We start from the raw sequence: 23654 nt of genomic DNA, 5'->3' as shown, positions 1-23654 counted from the left end.
CTTCCGCAGGTACGGAGAGCCCCCGTGACCGCCCCCGGGGAGTGGCCATGCTCACGTGAGAGGCCCTCTGGACATATGCGCACAAGGCGCGGATGATCAGATGAGTGCGGTCGGCACCGGATGAGCGCCAGAGGTTTATGCAACGAAGCATCCGGGTCGCAGCCCCCACGGGGCAGACAACCCAAAACCCCTCATCAAGGAGCAATCGTGGCGCGCGGTAATGCGGCTCCCACCACCGTCCCCACCACCCACCAGGAGCTGGTGTCCTGGGTCGACGAGATCGCGAGCATCACGCAGCCGGACAACGTCGTCTGGTGTGACGGTTCGGAGGCCGAGTACGAGCGTCTGTGCGACGAGCTCGTCGCCAAGGGCACCTTCCGCAAGCTCGACGCGATCAAGCGGCCGAACTCGTACTACGCCGCGTCCGACCCGACCGACGTCGCGCGCGTGGAGGACCGCACCTTCATCTGCTCCGAGAAGGAGGAGGACGCGGGCCCCACGAACCACTGGAAGGCCCCCGCGGAGATGAAGGACCTCTTCGCCGGTGAGAAGGGCATCTTCCGCGGCTCCATGAAGGGCCGCACCATGTACGTGGTGCCCTTCTGCATGGGCCCCCTCGGCTCGCCGCTCTCCGCCATCGGCGTCGAGATCACCGACTCCGCGTACGTCGCCGTCTCCATGCGCACCATGACCCGCATGGGACAGGCCGTCCTCGACGAACTGGGCAGCGACGGCTTCTTCGTCAAGGCCGTCCACACCCTCGGCGCCCCGCTGGCCGAGGGCGAGCAGGACGTCCCGTGGCCGTGCAACTCCACCAAGTACATCTCGCACTTCCCCGAGACCCGGGAGATCTGGTCGTACGGCTCCGGCTACGGCGGCAACGCCCTGCTGGGCAAGAAGTGCTACGCGCTGCGCATCGCGTCCGTGATGGCCCGCGACGAGGGCTGGCTGGCCGAGCACATGCTGATCCTCAAGCTCACCCCGCCGCAGGGCGAGTCGAAGTATGTCGCCGCCGCGTTCCCGTCCGCCTGCGGCAAGACGAACCTCGCCATGCTGGAGCCCACGATCTCCGGCTGGACCGTGGAGACCATCGGCGACGACATCGCCTGGATGCGGTTCGGCGAGGACGGCCGGCTGTACGCGATCAACCCCGAGGCCGGCTTCTTCGGTGTCGCGCCGGGCACCGGCGAGCACACCAACGCCAACGCCATGAAGACCCTCTGGGGCAACGCGGTCTTCACCAACGTCGCCCTCACCGACGACAACGACGTGTGGTGGGAGGGCATGACCGAGGAGGCCCCGAAGCACCTCACGGACTGGAAGGGCAACGACTGGACGCCGGACTCCGCGACCCCGGCCGCCCACCCCAACGCCCGCTTCACCGTGCCCGCCTCGCAGTGCCCGATCATCGCGCCCGAGTGGGAGGACCCCAAGGGCGTGCCGATCTCCGCGATCCTGTTCGGCGGGCGCCGCGCCACCGCCGTACCGCTGGTCACCGAGTCCTTCGACTGGCAGCACGGCGTCTTCCTCGGCGCCAACGTGGCCAGCGAGAAGACCGCCGCCGCCGAGGGCAAGGTCGGCGAGCTGCGCCGCGACCCGTTCGCCATGCTGCCGTTCTGCGGCTACAACATGGGCGACTACATGGCCCACTGGATCAAGGTGGGCGCGAACGCCCCCGACCCGGCCAAGCTGCCGAAGATCTACTACGTCAACTGGTTCCGCAAGAACGACGCCGGGAAGTTCGTCTGGCCCGGCTTCGGCGAGAACAGCCGCGTCCTGAAGTGGATCGTCGAGCGCCTGGAGGGCCGCGCCGAGGGCGTCGAGACGCCGATCGGCGTCCTGCCGACCCGCGAGGCCCTGGACACCGACGGGCTCGACCTGCCGGAGGCGGACCTCGACTTCCTGCTCAAGGTCGACACCGAGGTCTGGCGCGAGGAGGCCGCCCTGGTGCCCGATCACCTCAACACCTTCGGCGACCACACGCCCAAGGAGCTGTGGGACGAGTACCGCGCCCTGGTCGCCCGTCTGGGCTGACCGTCCGAACGTCGCGGCGGGTCAGCCCGACATCCGCCCTGACCTGTGGGTTCACGAATGACCCGCCGCGATGCGACCGGCCCCCGGCAGCCCCCTCAGGCTCCGGGGGCCGGGCTCTTTCCCCCGCCCCCGGTCCGGGGATTTCTGACACACCCTCTCGAACCCGTGTGCGTACGCGGTGTCCGGCGGTTACCGTTCCCTCACATGTCCCTCCCGTCACAGGGAGGGCCAACCATGCTTGTGGGGGGTTCCGTTGAGCACGTCCGTACGCTTATTCACCACGTCCGCCCTGGTCGCCCTGGCGCTCGCCGCCGGGACGGCCGGCCCGGCCGGTGCCGCCGCCCCGGCCGCCGCTCCCGCCGCCGCCGAGGCGGGCCCGGACGAGGTGGTCGCCAAGCTGCCGATCGCCTCGTACTCCGCCCTGGCCGTCGACTCCGCGCACCAGCGCGTCTACGTCTCGGACAAGCGGTGGTACTCCACCGAGAAGGGCCAGGTCCTGGTCTACGACTTCGAGGGCCGGCGGGTGGCCACCCTCACCGGCACGACGCCCGTCTCCGGGCTGGCGCTCAGTGCCGACTCCTCGACCCTGTACGTGGGCGAGCGGTTCGCGGTGGCCGCCTACGACACCACCACGCTCCAGGAGACCGGCCGCACCCCCACGAGCAGCGAGGTCTGCGGGCGGGAACTCGCCTTCTCCGGCGGCCGGACGTGGTTCTCCCGGGGCAACGCCACCTACGAGAGCGAGTGCGCCTACGCCGTCCACGCGCTGGACTCCGCCGCCGACGGTGCCTCCACCGCCACCGGGTGGACCGTCACCGGCCGGATGCTGCTGGAGGCCGGACCCGGGGCCCCGGACCGGCTGTTCCTCGGGCAGGCCAGGAACGAGAAGGCCACCGACCCGGCCCTGACGTCCCTCGCCACCGGCGGGCCGACCCCGGTGCGCGGCGAGTCCCGCCGCTTCGCCGGCCCGGACGGCAAGGGCGGCCTGGACCTGAAGGACCTGGCGGTGAACGCCGACGGCACGCGCCTCGCGGTCGCCGACGCCGCGCACGGCACCCGGCTGCTGGACGCGGCCGGCCTCGCCGACGCCCCCGTGCCGTATCAGCCGCTGCCCCAGGGGGCGGTGGCCTCCGCCGTGGCGTTCAGCGGTGACGGGAAGTACGTCGCGCGCGGCGCCGCCGCCACGGGCTCCGTGCCCGACCTGCTGATCCAGCCCGCCGACCCGGCCGACGGCACCACGCCGCTCGAATTCGCCTACGAGGGCGACCTCGACGGCAACCGGGTGGTCCCGCGCGGGATGGAGTGGTCCGCCGACGGCACCCGGCTGTTCGCGCTCACCACCAACGCGCCGGGCACCGCCTACTGGCTGCACATCGTCCGGCCGCCGGCCGCCCAGCACGACGCCCGCTTCACCGGCGGGCTCACCTCCACCCCCGGGCAGGCCGTCGTCGGCGAACCGGTGGGCATCCGGGGCCGCCTGGAGCTGGACGGCCCGCCGCCCGCCGAGCCGGTGCGGGTCACCGCCGTCCGGACCGACGCGGACGGCACGCGCAGGCTCGCCCCGGCGGAGGTCGCGGCGGACGGCACGTTCACCGTGCTCGACGTACCCGCCAGGACGGGGGAGTCGACGTACACCCTGTCGTTCCTGGGCGACCTCACGCACCGCCCGGCCGAGGACACCGCGCTCACGGTCTCCGTGGCGAAGGCGCCGAGCGCCCTCACGCTCACCGCGCCCGCCGAGGCCGTCAAGGGCCAGGCCCTGGAGATCACCGGGAAGCTGACCGCCCAGGGGCGCCCGCTCCCGGCCGGGATCACGCTCGCCGTCCAGCGCACCGACAAGCAGGGCTCGGGCGCGCTGACCTCGGCCGCGGTGGCCGCGGACGGCACGTTCCGGATCGGCGACCTGGCGCGGGTGCGCGGCCAGGTGACGTACACCGTGAGCTACGCCGGGGACGACGTCCACGCGGAGTCGAGCGCGGAGGCGACGGTACGGGTGCGCCGCTGACGCGCGGCGGAGCGGGGCCGCCGCCGGCGTGCGGCGGTACGGGTGCGTTGCTGACGCGCGGCGGTACGGGTGCGCCGCCGGCGCGCCCGTGAGAGGTGGCAACCCGGTCCGCGCCCTCCCCGGGCGCGGACCGGGGCCGTTCAGGCGGCGCCGACCAGCCGGAGCTGTGCCAGCGCGGCGGTGTGCGCGTCCATCCGCTCGGCGGCGAGGATCGCGGCGGCCGTGTCCGCCCGGGAGGCGGCGACGACCAGGGCGCGGCCCGCGAGGGCGTGGGCGCGGGTGTGCAGGGCGGCGGGGGCGGCGCCGGTGAGGCCCGCGTGCCGGGCGGGCGGGGCGCCGCGCAGCCGGGCGACCTGCTGGGCGATGCGCTCGGCCGCCGGGTCGTCGCCGATCTCGTCGGTGACGGCCAGCAGGGCGGAGAGGTGCCCGGCGAGCTGGATGTCCAGCTCCTCCTCGCGGGACCGGTGCGGGCCGCGGTCCCGGGCGTCGTCGGCCATCCGGTGGACCGACTTGGTGCGGATCGGTTCGTACATGAGGACGGCCTCCTGCTCTCGACAGGAGACCATCCTACCTTGGATCGTGTCTAAAGTTGAGCTGACTCCATGTGCGGGATTCAGTGCTGGCCGTAGCCGTCCAGGAAGGTCCCGATCCGGGTCACCGCGTCCGCCAGGTCCGTGGCGTTGGGCAGCGTGACGATCCGGAAGTGGTCCGGCTCGTGCCAGTTGAAGCCGGTGCCGTGCACCACCATGATCTTCTCGGCCCGCAGCAGGTCCAGCACCATCTGCCGGTCGTCCTTGATCTTGTAGACGGACGGGTCGAGCCGGGGGAAGAGGTACAGCGCCCCCTTGGGCTTCACACACGTCACCCCGGGGATCTGTGTGAGCAGGTCGTACGCCACGTCCCGCTGCTCCAGCAGCCGCCCGCCCGGCCGCACCAGCGACTCGATCGACTGCAGCCCCTGGAGCGCGGCGGCGATGGCGTGCTGCGCCGGCATGTTGGCGCACAGCCGCATGTTGGCGAGGATCGTCAGCCCCTCGATGTACGACGAGGCGTGCGCCTTCGGCCCGCACACCGCCAGCCAGCCGCTGCGGTAGCCCGCCACCCGGTAGTTCTTCGACATCCCGTTGAAGGTCAGCACCATCAGGTCGGGGGCGATCGCGGCGGTGGGGGTGTGGGTGACGCCGTCGTACAGGATCTTGTCGTAGATCTCGTCCGAGCAGACCACCAGGTTGTGCCGCCGGGCGATCTCCGTCAGCCCCCGCAGCATCTCGTCGTCGTACACCGCACCCGTCGGGTTGTTCGGGTTGATGATGACGAGGGCCTTGGTCCGGTCGGTGATCCTGCGCTCGATGTCCGCGAGGTCCGGCATCCAGTCGGACTGCTCGTCGCAGCGGTAGTGCACCGCCGTACCGCCCGCGAGGGACACCGACGCCGTCCACAGCGGATAGTCCGGGGCCGGTACGAGGACCTCGTCGCCGTCGTCCAGCAGCGCCTGCATCGCCATCTGGATCAGCTCGGACACGCCGTTGCCGAGGTAGATGTCCTCCACCGACAGCGGGATGCCCCGGGTCTCGTAGTGGCTCATCACCGCCCGGCGCGCGGACAGCAGGCCCTTGGCGTCGCCGTAGCCGTGCGACTCCCCGAGGTTGCGGAGGATGTCCTCCAGGATCGCGGGCGGGCACTCGAAGCCGAACGCGGCGGGATTGCCGGTGTTCAGCTTCAGGATCCGGTGACCCGCGGCCTCGAGCCGCATCGCCTCCTCGAGCACGGGGCCGCGGATTTCGTAACAGACGTTGGCGAGCTTCGTGGACTGGATCACCTGCATGCCGCGAGCTTACGGCGGTGGCGCGGAGGGCGCCTCGTGTTTTGTGCCACTGCGGGGTCACTGCGGGGGCCCTTGCGTGGCCGCCGCGCCCGGGCCGTACGCCCTCTTGATCGCCCCGCGCGGACCTGGGCATCATCGGCGGATGACGGCTCTGCGGCGCTTCGACGGGTACGGCGCACTGGTCACGGGCGGGGCGCGCGGCATCGGCGAGGCGATCGTGCGCAGACTCGCCTCGGAGGGCGCCCGCGTCCTGGTCGCCGACCTCGACGAGGGGCTCGCCCGGGAGGTCGCGGACACCGTCCCCGGGGCTGTCGCGCACGGGTGCGACGTGGCCGACCGCGCGGCCGTCGACGCGGCGGTCGCCCACGCCGTGGCGACGTTCGGGCGGCTGGACGTGCTGGTCAACAACGCTTTCGCCCGCGTCCCCGACGGGCCCCGCTCCGAGGACGAGGACGACGAGATCTGGCGGCGGTCCCTGGACGTCACCCTGATGGGCGCCGTGCGCTGCGCCCGGGCCGCGCTGGGGCACCTGGCCGATTCGGGGCGCGGCGCGATCGTGAACATCGGGTCGGTCAACGCCGACCAGGCGTTCGGCGGCCACGCGTACAGCGCCGCGAAGAGCGGGCTCGCCTCGCTCACCCGTACGCTCGCCGCCGACGCGGCCCGGCGGGGCGTCCGCGTGAACCAGGTCAACCCCGGCACGATCCGCACCCGGGCCTGGGCGGGCCGGGAGCGCGAGCTGACGGCCCTCGCGGAGCGGGTCTATCCGCTGGGCCGGGTGGGTGAACCGGAGGACGTCGCGGCGGCGGTGGCGTTCCTGGCCTCGCCGGACGCGTCCTGGGTCACCGGGACGACGCTCCGTGTGGACGGCGGCGTCACGGCGGTGAACACCGGCTTCGCGCAGGTCGTCGGGGACGGCTGACCGCGCGGTGCGGCCTCGCTCGCGGCCGGTGGGTACGGTCGGGGCCCCTCCGGGCTCACCTCCTCGGGGTCGGCGGGGCGCCCACCCGTTCCTGTCGCCGTCACTCGCCGCCGATCCCCTGCGGGGGCGACCCTGCACGGCCCCTCCTCGCCGTACCGGCGGGCCCTCGTGCGGGGCGTGCCCGATAGGTTGGCCGGTCATGTGGGCAATGAGTGCCGCCGGGTGCCGGTGGCTGGGCACGGCCGGGGCGGTCGCGGTGGCCGCGGGCGGCTGGGTGGCCGGGACGCTGCCGGCCCGCGAGCCGTGGGGGATCTGGGTCCCGTACGGGCCGGGGGCCACCGTGGCGGCCACCGTCGTCGCGTACCTCGGGCTGACGCTCCTCGTCGCCGCCTGGTGGCTGTACGGCAGGGCCGGGGCCGGCCCCCGGCACGCGCGGGTGACGCTGCTGTGGTGGACCGCGCCCCTGCTGCTCGCCCCGCCGCTGTACAGCGCCGACGTGTACAGCTACATCGCCCAGGGCGCCATGGTCCTGGAGGGCCACGACGTGTACGGCGCCGGGCCGACCGTGCTCGACCCGGGCGGCCCCGGCGGGGACGCCGCCGCGAGCGTCGGCGGGAACTGGACGGACACCCCCGCCCCGTACGGGCCGGTCTTCCTGCTGCTGGCCCGGGCGGTGACCTGGGTGACGGGCGGGACGATCGTGCCCGCCGTCCTCGGGATGCGGCTGATCGCCGTGGTGGCGCTGGCGCTGATCGTGTGGGCGCTGCGGCGGCTCGGGCGGTCCTCCCCGGGCGGGGAGGGCGGTGCGCTGTGGCTCGGGGCGCTGAACCCGCTGCTCCTGCTGCACGTCGTGGGCGGGGCGCACAACGACGGGCTGATGGCCGCGCTGGTGCTGACCGGTGTCGTCCTCGCCCGGGACGGCCGGTGGGTGGTGGGCAGCGCGGTCGTCGGGCTCGCGGCGATGGTCAAGTCCCCGGCCGCCGTGGCGCTGCTCTTCACCGGGGTGCTGGTGGCCCGGGCGGCGAGCGGCCGGACGGTCCTCCACCGGGCGGTGAAGGGGCTGCTGGGGCCCGGGGCGGTCGCGGTGGCGGTGGCGGTGGCCGCGACGCTGCTCGCCGGCACCGGCTTCGGCTGGCTGCGCACCCAGAGCGTCGCCGGGACGATCCACACCGCGCTGTCGGTCAGCAGCGACCTGGGCCTCGCCCTCGGCGAGCTGCTGCGCCTGCTGGGCGGCGCCGACCCGGACCCGGTCAAGGCGGCCGTCCAGCGCGTGGGCCTCGCCGTGGCGCTCGCGCTGATCGCCCGGCTGGCCTGGCAGGCGGTGCGGGGCCGCCGGGACCCGGTGCACGCCCTGGGCCTGGCCCTGGTGGCGCTGGTGGTCCTCTCGCCGATGGTCCAGCCCTGGTACCTGCTCTGGGGCACCGTCGTGGTGGCCGCCGCCACCGGGGGCCGGGACGGCCGCGTGGTACGGGCCCTGGTGGTGCTGTCCGCCGCCCTGGTGTACGTGACCGCGCCCTCGGGCGCCACGCCCGCGTACGGCTTCGCCCTGGCGGCGGCCGTCTGCCTGGGCGGCGCCCTGCTGCTGCGCCGGGAGCGCGCCGCCGTCACGGGGCCCGGCCGGGTGCCCGGCCCGCGCGCGGCGGAACGCGACCGGGCCCGTACGACCTAGGGCCTTTCGTTTGGATCAGGCTGGATCAGTGAGCGGGGTCTGGTGCGTGCAGATGCAAGGCGGAGGAGGGAGCCACTGCGGAGCATTGGCGACCGACGACAACGCCGCAGATGTGCGTGCCAGGGCACGCGAGCCCAGAAAGATCCGAACGACAGGCCCTAGTAGGGCGCCCGCCGGATCGCGCGGCCGGCCAGGACGTCCGTGCGGCGGCCGTCCCGGACGACGAAGCGGCCGTCGATCAGGACGTGCGGGATGCCCGTCGGGAGGGTGCGCGGTGCCTCGAAGGTGGCGCCGGCCGCGACCGTGTCCGGGTCGAAGAGGACCAGGTCGGCGCGGTACCCCTCGCGGACCAGGCCCCGGTCCGGGAGGCGCAGGCGGGCGGCGGGGCGCGAGGTGAGGTGCGCGACCGCCTCCTCCAGCGACAGCACGCCCAGCTCGCGCGCGTACCGCCCCAGGTAGTGCGGGAAGGTGCCGTAGGCGCGCGGGTGGGGCTTGGCGCCCTGGAGGATGCCGTCGGAGCCGCCGGTGTGGACCCGGTGGCGCATGATGGCCCGCACGTTCTCCTCGTGGCCGACGTGCTGGAGGATCGTCGTACCGAGCCGGTCCTCGATCAGCAGGCGCCGGGCGGTGGTCCAGCCGTCCAGGCGGCGGCCGGTGAAGCCGGCCAGGCCGGGGGCGGTGACGCCCGAGATCTCGACGGTGTCCCAGTCGACGGGCACGCCGTGGCAGCCGTCCGAGCCGGTGACCTCCAGGTGGTGGCGGATCGCCTCGGCCGTGGCGTCGTCGCGCAGCCGGGCCAGCACCGCTTCCGGGCCGCCCTCGCTCGCCCAGCTGGGCAGCAGCGCGACGAGCGTCGTGCAGCCGGGGGTGTAGGGGTAGGTGTCGAGGGTGATGTCGGCCCCGCCGGCCAGCGCCTCGTCGAGCAGGGCCAGCAGCTCGGGCGCCCTGCCCTTGTTCTCGCCGAAGTTCATGGTGGCGTGCGCCAGGTGCAGCGCGCAGCCCGCCTCCCGGGTGAGCGCGATCATCTCCTGGTACGCCGCGAGGGCGCCCGCGCCGTAACTGCGGTGGTGCGGGCAGTAGTAGCCGCCGTGGGCCGCCACGACCCGGCACAGCTCGGTCAGTTCGGCGTCGGCCGCGTACATCCCGGGCGTGTAGGTGAGGCCGGACGACATGCCGACGGCGCCCTGCTCCAGGCCCTCGGCCACGAGCCTTTTCATCCGGGTCAGTTCGGCGGCGGTCGGCGGGCGGTCCTCCCAGCCCATGGCGTACGCCCGGACCGTGCCCTGCGGGATCAGGTACGCGGCGTTGACCGCGATGCCGCGCCCGCCGAAGCCGCGGTCCAGGCGGTCCAGGTACTCGCCGACGGTCCGCCAGTCGAACGCGACGTCGGAACCGTCTCCGTTCCAGCCGGTGATGGCCTTGCGGACCTCGTCCAGGGTGCGGTCGTCGGCCGGCGCGTACGACAGGCCGTCCTGGCCCAGCACTTCGAGCGTGACGCCCTGCGCGGCCTTGGCGCTGTGGTCCGGGTCCCGGAGCAGGGCGAGGTCGCTGTGGGCGTGCATGTCGACGAAGCCGGGGGAGAGGGCGAGCCCCTGCGCGTCCAGCACGTGGGAGCCGGCCGGCGAGCGGTCGCCCTCCCGGCGGATCGCGGCGATCCGGCCGCCGGTGAGACCGACATCGGCGCGGTACGACGGGCCGCCGGTGCCGTCCACGACGCGGACGTCCCTGATGACGAGGTCCATGCCGGCCGCTCCTAGAAGAAGGTACGGATGAAGTCGGTGACCGTGCCGTCCGCCTCGACCACCGGGATCAGCTGCCACTTGTCGAACGAGGTGCAGGGGTGCGACAGCCCCATGCCCACCCAGTCGCCGACCTCCAGCTCCGCGCCGGGCGCGGTCTCCAGCCAGGCGTGCTGGTCCGAGAGGCGGCTCACGGTGATCCCGTCGGCCGGGCGCACCGATCCGTCGCGGGCGGAGCGGACGACCTGCGCCTCGGGGAGGTGGAGGTCGTACGCGGCGTCCCGCTTGCCCGCGTTGACGAACGCCTGGTCCGGCGCCGGGCGGGACACCACCTGGGCCCACAGCCGGAACGCGGGCCGCAGGGCGCCCTCCTCGGGGACCCGGTTGAAGGGCGTGAGGTTCCGGTACTGGCCGTCGTCGTGCGACACGTACGCCCCGGAGCGCAGCAGCTTCAGCGCCGGGCGGGACAGCGCGGGAAGCTCCGCGAACACCTCGGCGACCGTGTCGAACCAGGCGCTGCCGCCCGCGCTGACCACGATCTCGTCCAGCCCGTCAGGGAAGCGGCCGTCCCGGTCGAACGCCACCGCGAGGCCGGTGAGCCGCTCCAGCCAGGCCCGCACCCGCTCCGGCGTGGCGTCCGGGACCTCGCCCTCGTACCCGGCGACGCCCACCAGGCGCAGCGTGCGTGCCGCGGCGACCGCGTCCGCGACGGCGGCGCAGTCCGCCTCGGTGCGCGCCCCGGTGCGCGCGCCGTCGCCCGCGCCCAGCTCCACCACCACGTCGACCGGGCGGGAGGCGCCCGCACCGGTCAGCGCCTCGTCCATCAGCTCGACGCCGCGCACGGAGTCGGCGTAGCAGACGAAGCGGAAGTCCGGGTCCCGCTCCAGCTCGGCGGCGACCCAGCGCAGGGCGGCGGCGTCCACCAGCTCGTTGGCGAGGAAGATCCGCCGGACGCCGAACGCCCGGTACACCCGCGCCTGGTGGGGCACGGCCGCGGTGATGCCCCAGGCGCCGTACGCCACCTGCCGGTCGAACAGCTGCGGCGCCATGGAGGTCTTGCCGTGCGGGGCGAAGGCCAGGCCGTGCCGCTCCGCGTAGGTCTCCAGCAGGGCGAGGTTGTGCTCCAGCGCCTCGGCGGACAGGGCGAGCACGGGGGTGGTGAACCCGCCGGTGAAGAGGTCGCGGCGCTGGGCGGCCAGCTCGCCCACGGTCAGGCCCTCGGCGTCCGCGGGAAGGCCCTTGAACCGGTGGTCGACGGGCTCCCGGTCCAGGTGCTCGGCCTTGAGGTGCATGCTCACCCTCTCCATCTGTTGCGTTCTGTGCAACGGTCATTGCGTATATCGCTCAGTGGTGTCTAACATCCGGCGCAACGCCGGGTCAATGGATCCGGAACCCGGGTCGGCCGATCCGGGAGGACCCCGTGAGGAGCCCCCAGCGTGACCGGAACCGACGTCGTCTGTCTCGGCGAGTCCATGGTCACGTTCCTGCCCTCCCGGCCGGGCCGCCTCGCCGACGTCCCGTCCTTCACCCGCGCCATCGGGGGCGCCGAGTCCAATGTCGCCTGCGCCCTGGCCGCGGCGGGCCACCGGGTGCGGTGGGTCAGCCGCGTCGGCGCCGACGGCTTCGGCGACCACCTGGTGGAGGCCGTCGCCGCATACGGCGTCGACACCTCCGCGGTGCGCCGCGACCCCGGCCGCCCGACCGGCGTCTACTTCCGCACGGCCACCGACCGGGCCACCGACGCCCACGAGGTCCTCTACTACCGCGCCGGGTCCGCCGCGTCCGCCATGTCCCCGCGGACGGTGCCGTACGAGGACGTCGGCGACGCCCGCGTCCTGCACCTGTCCGGGATCACTGCCGCGCTCTCGCCCGGCTGCCTCGACCTGGTGCGCGCGCTCACCGCGCCCCGCCCCGGCCGCCCGCTGGTCTCCTTCGACGTCAACCACCGGGCCGGGCTGTGGCGCGGCGCCGACCCGTCCGTCCTGCTGGACCTCGCCCGCGGCGCCGACCTCGTCCTCACCGGCGACGACGAGGCGGAGGCGGCCTGGGGGCTGCGCGGCGCGGACGCGATCCGGGCGGCACTGCCCGAGCCGGCCGTCCTGGTGGTCAAGCACGGCGCCCGGGGCGCCACCGCGTACGCCCGCACCGGGGCCCGGGAGACCGTCACCTCGGTGCCCGCGCCCCGCGTCGACGTCGTCGCCCCGGTCGGCGCCGGGGACGCCTTCGCCGCCGGGTTCCTGTCCGCCACCCTCCGGGACCTGCCCCTCGCCCGGCGCCTGCGCCACGGGCACCTCATGGCCGCCGCCGCGCTCACCGTCCCCGGCGACCTCGCCGCCCCGCCCGCCACCGGCCACGCCGACCGCCTCGCCGCCCTCGGCGACGACGCCTGGGGGAGACTGCACCTCGTCCCCGGCTGGACGCGCACCGGGGAGGACCAGGAGGTACGTACGCCATGAGCCAGACCGTCGACCGTGCGCTGAGCATCCTGCCGCTGCTCGCCCGGGGCCCCGCCGACCTCGGAGGGGTCGCCGAGGCCCTCGGCGTGCACAAGTCGACCGCGCTGCGGCTGCTGCGCACCCTCCACGAGCACGGCCTCGTCTACCGCCAGGAGGACCAGCGCTACCGCCTCGGCGCCCGGCTGTTCGCCCTCGCCCAGGAGGCCGTCGAGAACCTCGACATCCGCGAGATCGCCCACCCCCACCTCGTCGCCCTCAACGAGGAGACCGGCCACACCGTCCACCTCGCCGTGCACGAGGAGGGCGAGGTCCTCTACATCGACAAGGTCGACAGCCGCTACCCGGTCCGGATGTACTCGCGCATCGGCAAGCCCGTCGCCATCACCGTGGCCGCCGTGGCCAAGCTGCTCCTCGCCGACCTGCCGGAGCCCGAGCGCCGCGCCCTGGCCGGGAAGCTCGACTACCCCCTGTACACGTCCCGTTCGACCCCGAACGCCGCCGCCTTCCTCCAGGAGCTGGCGACCGTACGCGAACAGGGCTGGGCCACCGACCTCGGTGGCCACGAGGAGTCCATCAACTGCGTCGCGGCCCCCGTCCGGGGCGCCGACGGCCGAGTCGTCGCCGCCATGTCGGTCTCCGCGCCGAACGTCGTCGTCACCGCCGACGAACTCCTCACCCTCCTCCCGCTGGTGCGCCGCACCGCCGACGCCATCACCCGGGAGTACTCCGGCACCACCCCACCCAAGGAAGCACACGCATGAGCGAGAAGACCGCGATCACCCCCGCCACCCACACCGCCCCGCCCGCGACGTTCTCCCACGGCGTGCGCAAGGGCAACATCCTCCAGGTCGCCGGCCAGGTCGGCTTCCTCCCCGCCGCCGAGGGCCGGGCCCCGACCCCGGCCGGCCCCACCCTGCGCGAGCAGACCCTCCAGACCCTCGCCAACGTCGAGGCGGTCCTCACCGAGGGCGGCGCGAGCTGGGACGACGTGATGATGATGCGCGTCTACCTCACGGACACCGGGCACTTCGCGGAGATGAACGAGATCTACAACGAGTTCTTCGCCGGCCTGACCGTCGCCCCCGCCGCCCGCACCACGGTCTACGTCGGTCTCCCCGCCGGTCTCCTCATCGAGATCGACGCCCTCGCCGTCCTGGACTGATCCCCCCGCGCCGGCCGCCGCACCACGGCACGGCGCCCCGCACCGGGGCGCCGTGCCGCGATCCGCCCTGCCCGGATCCGCCCGGAAAAGAGATCCCCCATGCCCCAGGAAGCCCCGCCCCGCACCGGAGGACTGCTCCTCCTCCTCGACGGCACCGCCGGTCTCCTCACCGTCGCCGCCCTCGGCATCGCCCTGCTCCTCTTCCTCATCATCAAGGTCCGGCTCCAGCCGTTCGTCGCGCTGCTCGCCGTCTCCATAGCCGTCGGCCTGGCCGCCGGGCTGTCCGTGACCGAACTCTTCGGCACCGTCCAGAAGTCGGCCGCCACCTCCGTCGTCGAGACCGGCATGGGCGGCATCCTCGGCCATGTCGCCATCATCATCGGCCTGGGCACCATGCTCGGCGCGATCCTGGAGGTGTCCGGCGGCGCCGAGGTGCTGTCCTCCCGCCTCCTGGGCCTGTTCGGCGAGCGGCGGGCACCGCTCGCGATGGGCCTGACCGGCCTGATCTTCGGCATCCCGGTCTTCTTCGACGTGGGCATCTTCGTCCTCGCGCCGATCGTCTACGCCGCCGCCAAGCGGTCCGGCCGCTCCATCCTGCTGTACGCGATGCCGCTGCTGGCCGGGCTGTCCATGACCCACGCCTTCCTGCCGCCGCACCCCGGCCCGGTGGCCGCCGCGGGACTGCTGCACGTCTCGCTCGGCTGGGTGATCCTCATGGGCGTCGTCACCGGCGTCCCGGCGGTCCTCGCCGCCTGGGCGTACGCGGGCTGGATCGGCCGCCACGTCTTCGTCCCCGTACCGCAGGACATGCTCCAGGCCGCCGAGCAGGCCAGGGCCGAGGTCGCCCGGGAGCGGGACGGGCAGCCGGAGGCGCCGGTCGCCCTGTCCACCGTCCTCGCCATCATCGGCACGCCGCTGGTCCTCATCCTCGCCGCGACCTTCTCCTCGATCGCCCTGGAGCCCTCCACCCTCCGCTCGGTCGTGGAGTTCTTCGGCAACCCGTTCGTGGCGCTGACGATCGCCCTGCTGCTGGCGTACTGGCTGCTGGGCCTCCGGCGCGGCTGGTCGCGCGCCTCGCTGGAGTCGGTGTCCACCCGGTCGCTCAAGCCGGTCGGCAACATCCTGCTGGTGGTGGGCGCGGGCGGGGTCTTCGGCGCCGTACTGAAGAGCAGCGGGGTGGCGCAGGCGCTGTCCGACACCTTCCACGGCATCGGCCTGCCGGTGATCGTGCTCGCCTACCTGATCGCGCTGGTGCTGCGGGTCGCGCAGGGCTCGGCCACGGTGGCGATCGTGACGACGGCCGGGATCGTGCTGCCGCTGGTCGAGCACGGCGGCCACTCGCAGGCGTTCCTCGCGCTGGTCATCATGGCGATCTCGGCCGGCTCGATCTTCGCCTCGCACGTCAACGACGGCGGGTTCTGGATGGTCTCGTCGTACTTCGGCATCCCGGAGCGGGACACCCTGAAGTCCTGGACCGTGCTGGAGTCGGTGCTGTCGGTGGCCGGGTTCGCGGTCGCGGCGGCGCTCAGCCTGGTGGTGTGACCCGGCGCGCCGGAGCGGCACGGCCCCCGCGGGGCCGCACCGCGCCGGTCGCCGCCCGTCAGGCGCAGTACTGCTGTTCCTTGCCGATCGAGCGGTACATGCAGTCCGCGTTCTCGATCAGCTGGAGCACGGCGTCGCGGTTGCGGGACGTCTCGCGCTCGATGACCTCGTCGGGCGGGTAGAAGCCGCCGCCGGACGCGGAGCGGGGGTACATCTCGAAGGTGTACCCGAAGATCTTGTGCGCGCCCCACAGGTAGTCGTCGATGGACCCGTCGGTGATGTAGAGGTCGCTCGACTGCTCGGGCGTGTAGCCGTTGCTGGCGGCCATCTTGCGGCCCACCGCGGCGAAGGCGTCCCGGTCGTCCTGGGTCAGCCCCGGCGCGGTGTCGCTGTAGGTGTAGCCGTACGGCCACAGCACCAGCTCGCTGTACGTGTGGAAGTCGATGGCCGCCTTGATCTGCTGCTTGCCGCCCACCACGCGGGAGCGGACGAAGTCGGCGACCACCTTTACCTCGGGCGCCGACTCGGCGGCCCGGCCCCGGTAGGTCTCGGAGCCGGTGGAGCCTGAGGAGCCGCCGCAGCAGCCCCACTTGAAGTTCCAGTTCCGGTTCATGTCCGTGCCGATGTACGACGAGCCCGGGTTGGGCTGCCGGTTCTTGCGCCAGCTGCGGTAGGAGCCGGAGGCGATGTCGTACTCGCCGCCGTCCGGGTTGAGGTCCGGCACGATCCAGATCTCGCGGTTGTTCACGGCGCTGGTGACGCGGGGGTCGCTCCCGTAGCCGGCGCCGAGTTCGCGCAGCAGGTACAGCGCCATCTCGACGGTGAGGTGCTCGCGGGCGTGCTGGTGGTGGGTGAAGAGGATCTCCGGCTCGTTCTCGTCGGTGGCGACATTGTCGCTGATCTTGATGGCGACGATGTCGCGGCCCTGGTACGACTTCCCGATCACCTGCCGGCTCATGATGCCGGGGTACTGCTGGAGCCGCTGGGTGATCTCGGCGTTCATCTCCGCGTAGTTGTGGTAGCGCGCGTCGGCGGAGGGGAAGTCCATGGCGCCGAGCGCCGTGCCGCTCCGGCCGCGGTCGGGCGGGGCGGGCAGGGCCTCCAGCCGGTGGCCCAGCGCCCGCAGCTTCCGGGCCTGCCCGGCGGTGGCGCTGACGACGACCTCGTGGTCGCCGGCCTCGTCGACGGAGGCGCCGGTGGCGGTGAGGGCGGTGCGCTCGGCGGGGGTGGACGGGCCGTGGATCGCGTACTGCCGGACGACCTCCTCCGCGGCGGCGGCGGGAGCGGCGGCCACGGGCGGCGCTCCCTCGGTGGCGGTCGCGGTGAGCGGCGCCGCGACGGCGAGGGCCAGCAGGGCCGTGAGGGCGGCGGACCTTCTGCCGCGTATGCGCATGCGCATGCTGTCTCCTGCGGTGGGGGGTACGGGGTGGGTCTCCCCGTGCGTCGCATCGTCCGACTGTGGCATGACCCCGTCAAGTACGTCTCCGGCCACGCCGCGCCCCGCCCGCCCCCGTACGACCCCTTGCGCGATCACCACGCACCGCGCTTTGGTGACCTGACGTCGTGTGACCAGGGGACGAGTGAAAGGCGGCACACGCATGGCAGACACCGCGCGACAGGGGGAGACCGAGGGCGCCGGACCCCGGCTCCGCAAGGCGAGCTGGCGCCACATCGGCCCCGGCATCGTCGTCGCCGCGACCGGCGTGGGCGCCGGCGACCTCGTCGCCACGCTCATCGCGGGCAGCAAGTTCGGCTACACGCTCCTGTGGGCGGCCGTCATCGGCTGCCTGGTCAAGATCTCGCTCGCCGAGGCCGCCGGCCGCTGGCACCTCGCCACCGGCCGCACCCTCTTCGACGGCTGGCGCAGCCTGGGCGCCTGGACCACCGTCTACTTCGCCGGCTACGTCGCCGTCTGGGGCTTCGTGTACGGCGCCGCCGCCATGTCCTCCAGCGCCCTGCCGCTCCAGGCGCTCTTCCCGGGCGTCATGGACCTCAAGTGGTGGGGCGTGCTGTGCGGCCTGGGCGGGCTGGCCTTCGTCTGGTTCAACCGGTACGCCGTCTTCGAGAAGGTCATGACCGTCCTCGTCGGCGTGATGTTCGTCGTCACCCTCTACCTGGCGGTCCGGGTCACCCCGCACCTCGGCGAGGCGTTCGCCGGGCTCGCGCCCGTCCTCCCGGACGGCTCGCTGATCTACACCCTGGGCCTGATCGGCGGCGTCGGCGGCACCATCACGCTCGCCGCGTACGGCTACTGGGTCAACGCCAAGGGCTGGACGGACACCTCGTGGATGAAGGTGATGCGGCTGGACAACCGCGTCGCCTACCTCACCACCGGGGTCTTCGTCGTCGCCATGCTCTTCGTCGGCGCCGAGCTGCTGCACTCCTCCGGGATCGCGCTCGCCAAGGGCGACAAGGGCCTGCTGGACCTCGGCGGCATCCTGGAGGACCGGTACGGGACGGTGACCGCCAAGCTGTTTCTGATCGGCTTCTTCGCCACCTCCCTCACCTCGCTCATCGGCGTCTGGCACGGAGTGAGCCTGATGTTCGCCGACTTCGTCTCCCACTTCCGGGGCCGGGGCCGCGCGCGGGACGCCGGCACGGGCGAGGCGGTCGCGGCGGGCGCCCGCGAGAAGTCGCTGCCCTTCCGGGCGTACCTGCTGTGGCTGACGTTCCCGCCGATGGCCCTGCTCTTCCTGGACCAGCCGTTCGGCCTGGTGATCGTCTACGGCGTGATCGGCGCCTTCTTCATGCCGTTCCTCGCCCTGACCCTGGTGTGGCTCCTCAACTCCTCCCGCACGCCCCGCGAGTGGCGCAACGGCTGGCTCAGCAACGGCGTCCTGGGCGCGGCGGGCCTGCTCTTCGTGGTGCTCTGCGTCCAGCAGGTGCGCGAGCTGCCCTGGTAGCCCCGGTGGCCATACTGGGGGCATGACGACGCCCCCCGGATTCGGCCCCCCGATACCCGTGCAGCCGCCGTACGGCGCGCCGCCGCCCGCGCCGTACGGTGCGTACCCCGCCCCGTACCCCGGTGTGCCCCACGGGGCGCCGGGCGGGGCGCCCGCCGAGGGGCCGGAGTTCGTCGCCCACGACCGGCGCAACTCGGTGATCGTGGACGCGAGCGGGGTGGCCCTGGAGGTCGACGGGCACACCCTGGACTTCCCGTGGGCGGGCGTGGCCGCCGTGCACCACGCGCCCGCCCCGTACGGCCACGTCCTGATGGTGACGGTCACCCACCCCGGCGGGATGCGCTACGAGTGCCGGGTCGACGCGCGGCGCAGAGCCCGGCTCCACCAGTGGCTGGCGGAGCTGGGCCCCGTACTGCACCACTACCTCGCGGGCAGGGCGTGACCTACGGCAGGTTGTCGACGTGCGGCCCGACCGCGTTCGACCAGGCGTGGCCGGCCGTGGCGTCCCAGTTCGTCGACCAGGTCATCGCGCCCCGCAGCGACGGGTAGGTCTTCGACGGCTTGAAGGAGCCGCAGCCGGTGCCGCGCGTCAGGCAGTCCAGCGCGTTCTTCACCACCGACGGGTCGACGTAGCCGCTGCCCGCGCCGCGCGGCGACGCCGGGACGCCCAGGCCGACCTGGGAGGCGTCCAGACCGCCCTCCAGCTGGATGCAGGCCAGCGCGGTCAGGAAGTCCACCGACCCCTGGGAGTACACCTTGCCGTCGCAGCCCAGCATGGAACCGCTGTTGTAGTACTGCATGTTGACCACGGTGAGGATGTCCTTCACCGCCAGCGCCGTCTTGAAGTACTCCGTCCCGGTGTTCTGCATGTCGATGGTCTGCGGCGCCATCGTCAGCACCAGGCCGGAGCCCGCCTTCGCCGACAGCTGCCGCAGCGCCTTGGTCAGGTAGGTGGAGTTGATGCCGTGCTCCAGGTCGATGTCGACCCCGCTGAAGCCGTACTCCTGCATCAGGGCGTACGCGCTGTCCGCGAAGGCCGTCGCCGACGCGTCGCTGTTGATGGTGACGTTGCCCTTCTCGCCGCCCACCGAGATGATCACCGACTTGCCCGCGGCCTTCTTCGCGGCGACGTCCGCCTTGAAGTCGGCCACCGAGGCGTAGCCGACGGCCGGGTCGAGGTTGAAGACGATCCGGCCGGGCGTGGCGGTCGAGTCGGCGAAGGAGACGGCGATGATGTCGTAGTGCGCCGGCACGTCGCGCAGCTTCTGCACCGCCGCGCCGTTGTCGAAGTTCTGCCAGTAGCCGGTCACCGCGTGCCGGGGCACGGCCGGGTTCGGGTTCTGCCCGCCGGGGGCGGTGCGGGCGGTGACGGTCGCGGACCTCGCCGACTCGCCCGCCGCGTTCACCGCGCTGACCTGGAAGCCGTACGAGGTGTTCGCCGCCAGCCCGGTCACGGTCGCCGACGTGCCGGTCACCGTCTGGACGCGGGTGCCGTCCCGGTGGACGTGGTAGCCGGTCGCGCCCTGGACGGGGCTCCAGGACAGGGCGACGGACGAGGCGGTCACCGCGCCCGCGGCGAGCCCGGTGGGCGTGGCGGGCACCACCGGGTCGGGGTCGCCGCCCCCGCCCCCGTCGGGCCCGAGCACCGAGACGTCGTCCGCGTGGTAGGCGGCCTGGCCGTACCAGCCGTGCGTGTAGACGGTGACGGACGTGGTGCCCGCGCCGGTGGTGAAGCGGGTGGTGAGCTGCTTCCAGTCGGCGGAGCCCGGCGTCCAGGTCGAGACGTCGCCGGTCCCGGTGCCGGTGGCGCCGAGGTACGCGTACCCGCCGCGCACCCAGGCGCTCAGGGTGTACGTGGAGTTGGGGCGCACGGCCACGGTCTGGGAGCAGCGGGCGTTGTCCTGCCCGGCGGGCGTGGCCACCAGGGCGGAGGTGCCGCCGTGCACGGGCGAGGAGACGGTGGCGCCGCTGTTCGCCGAGCAGGTCCAGTGGGCGAGGCCCGACTCGAAGCCGGCGTTCCTGGCGTTGTTGACGTCGGCGGCGTACGCGGTGCCGGCCGCCGTGCCGGTCAGGGCGAGCCCGGCGCCCACGGCGAGGGCCAGGCCGCCGCCGAGCCATCTGCCGGTGCGCGCGCGTGCGCGGGTGCGGTGCGAGGGGTCCACGTGCTGCCTCCGGTGGGGGAGTGGGGAGGTTCGGGAACGGTGGCCACCGCTGCTTTCCGTAAAACTGGTCCAGACCAATCGTCTTGTCAAGACCTGTGGAAAGAAACGGGAGTTAACCACTGACTCCTTCGTCCTGATTGGTCACCCGGGGTTCGCGCACCCGGTCCCACCGAGCGATCTGAAAGCTGTTCTCTGCCCTCACAGACGTGGCTAAAGTGCGGGTGGGCAGGACAGAGCACGGAGGAGCAGGCAGAGCAGTGTCTGCGGTTCGCCGGAACGCCGGCTGCCGGAGCTGAACGGGGAACAGCGTGCCGACCGCAATTGCCGTCACCAGCGCCGATCTGGTGCTGCCGCCGACCGACCACCAGACCCCCACCGCGGCCGTGCTCCCGGCGCCGGACGCCCAGCCGCTGGACGCCGCCGTCGCGGACATGAGGGTCATGGTCGAGCGGCACGGCCATGTCGTGGTCCTCTACCCCGCCTCCCTCCCCACCGCCCACCGGCGCCGCCTGCACACCGTCCGCGCCGTGCTGGAGAGCGACCGGGTCGCCCTGCTCCCGCTGGACCTCCCGCCCCTCGGCGTCGCCGTCCTCGCCCGCCAGCTCCGCCAGCTCTCCGCCTGCGACTTCAGCGCCGGGATCCTCGCCTCGGCCGCCCGGCTGCTGTCCCACTACATCTACGCGGGCGCCCTGCTGAACTCGGTCGCCCGCCTCGACCGCGTCCCCGTGACCCTGAAGTCCCACGCCAAGTCGTGGGTGCCCGGCTCCCAGTTCGCGGTCCTCGCCAACCCGGTGCCCCAGCTGATCCGGCTGGGCGGCGACGACCGGCTCGCCGGCCCCGAGTTCGCCACCCACCTGCTGGTGGCGCACGGGCCGGTGCCCCCGGGCTGGGTCACCGGCACCCTCGCGCCCGCCTGGCAGGTCCAGGGCGTCACCGAGCACCCGCTGCCCGCCGGCTCCCCGGCCTGGTGGGGCACCGCCCGGCTGGTCGAGTTCGCCGCCCACCTCCCCGACGTCTCGGTCCTCTACCAGCTCGTCGCGTCCGTGCGCCGGGAGGTCTGCTCCTGGTGCGGCACCGACCTGATAGGGGACCGCTGCGGCTTCTGCGCCGCCCCCCTGGTGCCGCCCGAGGCCGGCCGGGCGACCGCATGAACGCCCGCCGCCCCCGCACCCGCCCGCAGCCCGGGCGCCACCACCCGCACCCCCGTCGCCCCCGCTTACGTCTCCCCGTGAGGTCACCCCGCCCATGAATTCCCGTCAGCGCCGCGGCGTCATTCTGCTGATCCTCTCCGTCCTGTGCGCCCTCGGCGCGTTCGCCGGTGTGGTGACGGTGATCGGCGACGTGAATTCCAAGGTCGGACCGGAGGTCGACGCGTACGAACTGAAATCCGACGTGGCCGCCTACACCGCGCTCCAGCCGGGCCAGTTCCGGCGGATAAGGATGCCCGAGCGCTGGCTCTCCGAGAACGCCGTCACCGACCTCTCCGCCGTCGAGGACAAGATCGCCGTCACCGACCTCCGGAAGGGCTCCCTGCTTCAGAAGGACATGGTCGCCGCACGGCCCGCGCTGGAGGCCGGCCAGCAGGAGATCGCCATCATGATCGACGCCGCCACCGGCGTCGCCGGGAAGATCACCGCCGGCTCCACCGTCAACATCTACGCCACCTTCGACGACGACCGCCGCGAGAAGGGCGCCGTCGCCGAGTCCCGCCTGATCGTCGCCAACGCCCGGGTCATCGACGTCGGCAGGCTCACCCCGCTCGACGGCAAACGCGACGACAGCCGGGGCACCGGCGTCCGGGAGGCCGTACCGATCACCTTCGCCCTGAGCACCGCCGACGCCCAGCGCGTGGCCTACGCCGAGTCGTTCGCCGAGCACGTCCGGCTCGCGCTGCTCCCCAGGAACAGCCCGACCGTCCTCCGGCCCGGCGAGGGCAAGTACACCCTCGACGAAGACAGGAACAAGTGAGGGCCGGATGACCACACGCATCCTCCCGGCCGTCGGCGACGCCGACGCCGCCCGCTCCATCACCACCCTCCTCGGCCAGCTCCCCGACACCGAACCGGCCGCCCCGGTCGGCGACTCCACCTCCCTGGTCGACACCCTCGCCCGGCTCGCCGCCGACTCGCTGGACGAACTGCCCGAGGTGGTGCTGGTCCACGAGCGCATCGGGCCCGTCCCGGCGCTCGAACTGGTCCGGGAGGTCGCCCTGCGCTTCCCCGCCGTCGGGGTCGTCCTCGTGACCGCCGACACCGGCCCCGGCCTCTACTCGGCCGCCATGGACTCCGGCGCCCGCGGCCTGGTCGCCATGCCCCTGTCGTACGAGGAGCTGGCCCAGCGCGTCCAGTCCGCGGCCGCCTGGTCCGCCGGCGTCCGGCGCCACCTCGGGCAGGGCGGCGACACCCCCGGCGGGCCCGGCGGCCGGGTCGTCACCGTGAGCGGCGCCAAGGGCGGCGTCGGCACCACCGTCACCGCGGTGCAGCTCGCCCTCGCCGCCCGGGCGTCCGGCCTGAGCACCGCCCTGGTGGACCTGGACCTCCAGTCCGGGGACGTCGCCTCCTACTTGGACGTGCAGTTCCGCCGGTCCCTGGTGGACCTCGCCGCCATCCAGGACATATCGCCCCGGGTCCTCCAGGACGCCCTGTACGCCCACCCGTCCGGGATCGCCCTGCTGCCCGCGCCCGGCGAGGGCGAGCGCGGGGAGGACGTCGGCGAGCGGACCGTCCGCCAGGTCGTCAGCGCCCTGCGCAACCGGTACGAGGTGGTGGTGGTCGACTGCGGCACCCACCTCACCGGCGCCGGGGCCGCCGCCGTCGAGATGGCCGACACCACGCTGCTGGTCGTCACGCCCGACGTGGTGGCCGTGCGCGCCGCCAAGCGGACGGTCGGGCTCTGGGAACGGCTCCAGATCCGCAAGGCGGAGGAGACCGTCACGGTGGTCAACCGGCACGTCCGCACCACCGAGATCCAGCCCGCCCTGGTGGAGCGGATCACCGGCACCCGGGTCGCCCGGACCTCCGTACCGGCGAACTTCAAGGAACTCCAGCCGGTCGTGGACGCCGGGCGGATGCAGGACCTGGAGGCCAAGTCCGCCGTGAAGCAGGCGCTGTGGGCGCTGGCCGGCGAGCTGGGGATCGCCAGGGCGCGGGAACGGGAAGGCAGACACGGGAAGCTGCGCGGCGACCGGGGCGCGGTCGGCCTGCGACGGGTGCGCGGCACATGACCGGGGAGGGCG

19 protein-coding genes are annotated in these 23654 nt (G+C 73.5%); 13 read left to right on the top strand and 6 right to left on the bottom strand.

Annotated features, from left to right (window positions below; all coding sequences use genetic code 11):
- Positions 1–207: 207 nt before the first annotated feature.
- Both ACF08D_RS13775 and ACF08D_RS13770 read left to right on the top strand, forming a co-directional pair.
- Positions 208–2034 carry a phosphoenolpyruvate carboxykinase (GTP) gene (locus ACF08D_RS13775; protein ID WP_392222803.1) on the top strand — a complete coding sequence of 609 codons (1827 nt, stop codon included), beginning with the start codon at positions 208–210 and terminating at the stop codon, positions 2032–2034.
- A 253-nt stretch (positions 2035–2287) separates the two neighbouring features.
- A complete protein-coding gene (locus ACF08D_RS13770) occupies positions 2288–4039 on the top strand; it encodes an Ig-like domain repeat protein (protein ID WP_392222802.1) in 1752 nt (583 codons plus the stop codon).
- 140 nt (positions 4040–4179) lie between these two features.
- On the opposite strand, the gene ACF08D_RS13765 is transcribed toward ACF08D_RS13770, so the two are convergent.
- Together ACF08D_RS13765 and ACF08D_RS13760 are read right to left on the bottom strand one after the other, a co-directional pair.
- Positions 4180–4572, bottom strand: coding sequence for a hypothetical protein (locus tag ACF08D_RS13765; RefSeq protein ID WP_392222801.1), 393 nt, complete (start codon positions 4570–4572; stop codon positions 4180–4182).
- 80 nt (positions 4573–4652) lie between these two features.
- Positions 4653–5864: a pyridoxal phosphate-dependent aminotransferase gene (locus tag ACF08D_RS13760; RefSeq protein WP_392222800.1), complete on the bottom strand. Its 1212-nt coding sequence runs from the start codon at positions 5862–5864 to the stop codon at positions 4653–4655.
- A gap of 142 nt (positions 5865–6006) precedes the next feature.
- Here ACF08D_RS13760 and ACF08D_RS13755 point away from each other — a divergent pair, with 142 nt between their 5' ends.
- Together ACF08D_RS13755 and mptB are read left to right on the top strand one after the other, a co-directional pair.
- Positions 6007–6786, top strand: a complete 780-nt coding sequence (locus tag ACF08D_RS13755) for an SDR family NAD(P)-dependent oxidoreductase (protein ID WP_392222799.1) — start codon at positions 6007–6009, stop codon at positions 6784–6786.
- A gap of 199 nt (positions 6787–6985) precedes the next feature.
- A complete protein-coding gene (gene mptB, locus ACF08D_RS13750; RefSeq protein ID WP_392222798.1) occupies positions 6986–8455 on the top strand; it encodes a polyprenol phosphomannose-dependent alpha 1,6 mannosyltransferase MptB in 1470 nt (489 codons plus the stop codon).
- 158 nt (positions 8456–8613) lie between these two features.
- On the opposite strand, the gene ACF08D_RS13745 is transcribed toward mptB, so the two are convergent.
- Positions 8614–10197, bottom strand: a complete 1584-nt coding sequence (locus ACF08D_RS13745; RefSeq protein WP_392222797.1) for an amidohydrolase family protein — start codon at positions 10195–10197, stop codon at positions 8614–8616.
- Between the two features lie 11 nt (positions 10198–10208).
- Positions 10209–11501: an alanine racemase gene (locus ACF08D_RS13740; protein WP_392222796.1), complete on the bottom strand. Its 1293-nt coding sequence runs from the start codon at positions 11499–11501 to the stop codon at positions 10209–10211.
- Positions 11502–11666: 165 nt separating this feature from the next.
- On the opposite strand from ACF08D_RS13740, the gene ACF08D_RS13735 reads away from it, so the two are divergent.
- The 4 genes from ACF08D_RS13735 to ACF08D_RS13720 all read left to right on the top strand — a co-directional run bounded on the left by ACF08D_RS13735 (position 11667) and on the right by ACF08D_RS13720 (position 15354).
- On the top strand, positions 11667–12650 hold the full coding sequence (locus tag ACF08D_RS13735) for a sugar kinase (RefSeq protein ID WP_392223190.1): 984 nt from the start codon (positions 11667–11669) through the stop codon (positions 12648–12650).
- Positions 12647–13411: an IclR family transcriptional regulator gene (locus ACF08D_RS13730; RefSeq protein ID WP_392222795.1), complete on the top strand. Its 765-nt coding sequence runs from the start codon at positions 12647–12649 to the stop codon at positions 13409–13411. Before ACF08D_RS13735 ends, ACF08D_RS13730 begins: the two co-directional genes overlap by 4 nt.
- Positions 13408–13812, top strand: a complete 405-nt coding sequence (locus ACF08D_RS13725; RefSeq protein WP_392222794.1) for a RidA family protein — start codon at positions 13408–13410, stop codon at positions 13810–13812. The genes ACF08D_RS13730 and ACF08D_RS13725 overlap by 4 nt, the downstream gene beginning before the upstream one ends.
- Positions 13813–13911: 99 nt before the next feature.
- Positions 13912–15354, top strand: coding sequence for a GntP family permease (locus tag ACF08D_RS13720; protein ID WP_392222793.1), 1443 nt, complete (start codon positions 13912–13914; stop codon positions 15352–15354).
- Between the two features lie 58 nt (positions 15355–15412).
- Here ACF08D_RS13720 and ACF08D_RS13715 read toward each other — a convergent pair whose 3' ends face one another.
- Complete coding sequence (locus tag ACF08D_RS13715) at positions 15413–16753, bottom strand: M14 family metallopeptidase (RefSeq protein WP_392222792.1); 1341 nt, start codon at positions 16751–16753, stop codon at positions 15413–15415.
- Positions 16754–16952: 199 nt separating this feature from the next.
- Here ACF08D_RS13715 and ACF08D_RS13710 point away from each other — a divergent pair, with 199 nt between their 5' ends.
- The gene (locus ACF08D_RS13710) at positions 16953–18257 is read left to right on the top strand and encodes an Nramp family divalent metal transporter (RefSeq protein ID WP_392222791.1); all 1305 of its coding nucleotides are present in this window, start codon (positions 16953–16955) and stop codon (positions 18255–18257) included.
- A 22-nt stretch (positions 18258–18279) separates the two neighbouring features.
- The gene (locus tag ACF08D_RS13705; RefSeq protein WP_392222790.1) at positions 18280–18699 is read left to right on the top strand and encodes a hypothetical protein; all 420 of its coding nucleotides are present in this window, start codon (positions 18280–18282) and stop codon (positions 18697–18699) included.
- A 1-nt stretch (position 18700) separates the two neighbouring features.
- Here ACF08D_RS13705 and ACF08D_RS13700 read toward each other — a convergent pair whose 3' ends face one another.
- On the bottom strand, positions 18701–20419 hold the full coding sequence (locus tag ACF08D_RS13700; protein WP_392222789.1) for a chitinase: 1719 nt from the start codon (positions 20417–20419) through the stop codon (positions 18701–18703).
- 308 nt (positions 20420–20727) lie between these two features.
- Between ACF08D_RS13700 and ACF08D_RS13695 the strand changes: the two genes are divergently transcribed.
- The 3 genes from ACF08D_RS13695 to ACF08D_RS13685 all read left to right on the top strand — a co-directional run bounded on the left by ACF08D_RS13695 (position 20728) and on the right by ACF08D_RS13685 (position 23642).
- Positions 20728–21570, top strand: a complete 843-nt coding sequence (locus ACF08D_RS13695; RefSeq protein ID WP_392222788.1) for a hypothetical protein — start codon at positions 20728–20730, stop codon at positions 21568–21570.
- Positions 21571–21664: 94 nt separating this feature from the next.
- Complete coding sequence (cpaB, locus tag ACF08D_RS13690) at positions 21665–22387, top strand: Flp pilus assembly protein CpaB (protein WP_392222787.1); 723 nt, start codon at positions 21665–21667, stop codon at positions 22385–22387.
- A 7-nt stretch (positions 22388–22394) separates the two neighbouring features.
- A complete protein-coding gene (locus ACF08D_RS13685; RefSeq protein WP_392222786.1) occupies positions 22395–23642 on the top strand; it encodes a CpaE family protein in 1248 nt (415 codons plus the stop codon).
- Positions 23643–23654 lie beyond the last annotated feature (12 nt).

Origin of the sequence: Streptomyces sp. NPDC015131, from assembly GCF_043079975.1 — a bacterium.
Classification (GTDB): Bacteria; Actinomycetota; Actinomycetes; order Streptomycetales; family Streptomycetaceae; genus Streptomyces.
This window is presented reverse-complemented; position numbering and strand designations above follow the sequence as displayed.